Source organism: Parasphingorhabdus sp. JC815, assembly GCF_040717415.1.
Lineage (GTDB): Bacteria > Pseudomonadota > Alphaproteobacteria > Sphingomonadales > Sphingomonadaceae > Parasphingorhabdus.
This window is the reverse complement of sequence record NZ_JBFEFM010000011.1, coordinates 1-2,627: the sequence shown is the minus strand read 5'-3', so window position 1 is coordinate 2,627 and position 2,627 is coordinate 1. Positions and strand designations below refer to the sequence as shown.

Sequence of the window (2,627 nt, the reverse complement as noted above, 5' to 3'; positions counted from 1 at the left end):
GAACCTGATTCCGGCGCTGCCCGATGACGAGTTTGGACTCGATACCAAGTTAGAGGTCGGTAATTTCAAAACGATGCGGGCCAGCGGGATGATAAACGTTCCGCTCACCGATACACTGGCGATCCGGGCTGCGGGAGCGCTCACCAGCCGTGATGGTTTTGATTATAACACGTTCACCGATCGCCGGGTCAATGGCCGTGAACTCTGGTCCGGCCGCTTGTCGATGCAGTGGGAGCCAAGCGATCGATTGAGGGTCAATGCGATCTGGCAGCATTTTGAAGAGGATGATGATCGCTCGCGCACCGGCAAACAATTATGTACGCGCGATCCCGGCCCAGCAACGGTGAACGGCGTCCGGGTACCCGATGGGACACAGCCAGGCCTGTTTACTCCCTTTGAGGAAAATCTGCGTGGGCGGATGAGCCAGGGTTGTCAGCCCGCGTCGCTTTATGATGATGCAGCTTACGGCACGCCGAACGGGTCGGGCCTTGCCTTTGTTGTCGCCGGTCAGATTGTAATCCCGATGGGTTATCGGCCAGGCGAGTTTAGGCCGGTCTATGGTTTCCTTCCGACGGACCCCTTTTTTGATGCAACGCAATCGCGTGATCTTCGGGAAATTGCAACCGAATATGATCCGGTTTTCCGGGCAAAGAATGATGTCTTTCAGGGCAATCTGCAATTCGACGTCACGGATTCGCTGACATTTGTGTCGCAGACCGCATATGCACGCGATCGCTATTATTCGTCACAGGATTATAACCGCTTTGTGTCGGGACCATTGTTTAGCGATACGACCGGTCTGCTAGACGGTGATGCGCCGATACCTCAGGATCACGCGGCGCCAGGCGGCATTTTCTGTGACCCCCAATTGGGGTGTTCCAACCGTCTCCTGTCTGTTGATCTTAGCCGTTCGCGCAACCGTCAATGGTCGCAGGAATTTCGTTTGCAATCTGATTTCGACGGGCCGTTCAATTTCAACCTTGGCGTCAATTATCTCGATTTCAAAACACAAGACGATTATTTCGTCTTCAACAACGCCTTCACCTTTATCGCCTATAACCAGTATAACCGCCTATTCGATGACCCGCCTGCATATAACCCCTGCCCGATAGGGACGACAGGAAGCGATTGTGTTTATGTCGATCCCAATCCGATCGACTCGCTCGACGAGCAGGGCCATAATTATTTTCTCAGCCGCAATCTGGTGCGGACCAAGTCCTGGGCGGTTTTTGGTGAAGCCTATTGGGACGTTACAGATAATCTGAAGGTCACAGCAGGCCTGCGCTGGACAAAAGATAAAAAAATCACCACGCCGGTGCAAAGCCAATTACTGCTTGGCGGCGGCGGTGGAACAATCGGCACAAGCGGTGGCTATGTGAGCTCCGGCTATCCGACCGATCCCGATGTCGTTCAGAAATGGTCCGAACCGACCGGGCGCATCGTGGTCGATTGGAAACCCGAGCTGGATTTCACTGATCAGACGCTTATCTATGCATCGGCATCGCGCGGTTACAAGGGCGGAGGCACAAATCCGCCGCAGCCCAATATACATCCGCGTATCGTGCAGTTCCAACCGCTGCCATCGACGTTCAAGCCTGAATTTGTCAACGCCTTTGAAATCGGGACGAAGAATAGCTTCGATGGTGGCCGTGTTACGTTGAACGCGACGGCATTTTATTATGATTACAAGGATTACCAGATCTCACAGATCGTTGACCGTCTTTCTCTAAATGAGAATTTTGATGCGACCAGTTGGGGGCTTGAACTCGAAACCGCATGGCGGCCTTCGCGTGCGTTCCAAATCGATGCCAATCTGGGCTATTTGCAAACCCGGCTTAAAAAGGGAGCAAAATCGATCGATGTGATGAATCGCACCCAGGGCAATCCGGACTGGGTTTTGCTACGTCCGTGGATCCAGCTACCCTCGAACTGCATTGCGCCCGCTCAGGTGGTCGAGGACATTTTGAGCAATCCCATAACCGAAACGGGCTTTGGATTGGTTGCTCTTGGGTCACTGTGCGGGGGGTCCAAGGAATTGGGGACTTTTGATCCATCTATAGAGGACGGCTTTCCCCTGTATCAATTCTATGGCTTTGAATATAGTCCAATAACCGATGCGCCCAATGGCGGTCGCGGCTTTTTTGCCGACCTGGAAGGGAATGAGCTGCCCAACGCGCCGCGCCTGACATTCAATATCGGCGCACAATATACGTTTTTCATCAACGATGGGGATTGGGAATTGACGCTGAGAGGGGACTATTATCGTCAATCGAAAAGCTTCGCGCGTGTATATAATAGCGAATATGATCGCCTGAAAGGATGGAGCAATGCAAATCTGGCGATAACGCTGGATAAGCCCTCGGATGATCTGACATTCCAGTTTTATGTCAAAAACCTATTCGACAAGACTCCGATCACGGACTTCTTCACGAATAGTGATGATACCGGACTGAGCACAAATGTATTCACGCTCGATCCACGGATATTTGGATTTAGTGTTGCGAAGAAGTTCTGATGGACCGATTATCCGCGCTCTACTTGTGAGGAATATCATGAAGACAATCATACCGGCACTGATCCTGATTGCCGCAACAGGGGCTTATGCTCAGCCGGGGGAGGCTAGTGGT

General features: G+C 52.3%; 1 protein-coding gene. It reads left to right on the top strand.

Annotation, left to right across the window (positions count from 1 at the left end; translation table 11 throughout):
* On the top strand, positions 1-2,515 hold a 2,515-nt coding region (locus tag AB1K62_RS14600), incomplete at its 5' end, for a TonB-dependent receptor (RefSeq protein ID WP_367004691.1).
* Positions 2,516-2,627 lie beyond the last annotated feature (112 nt).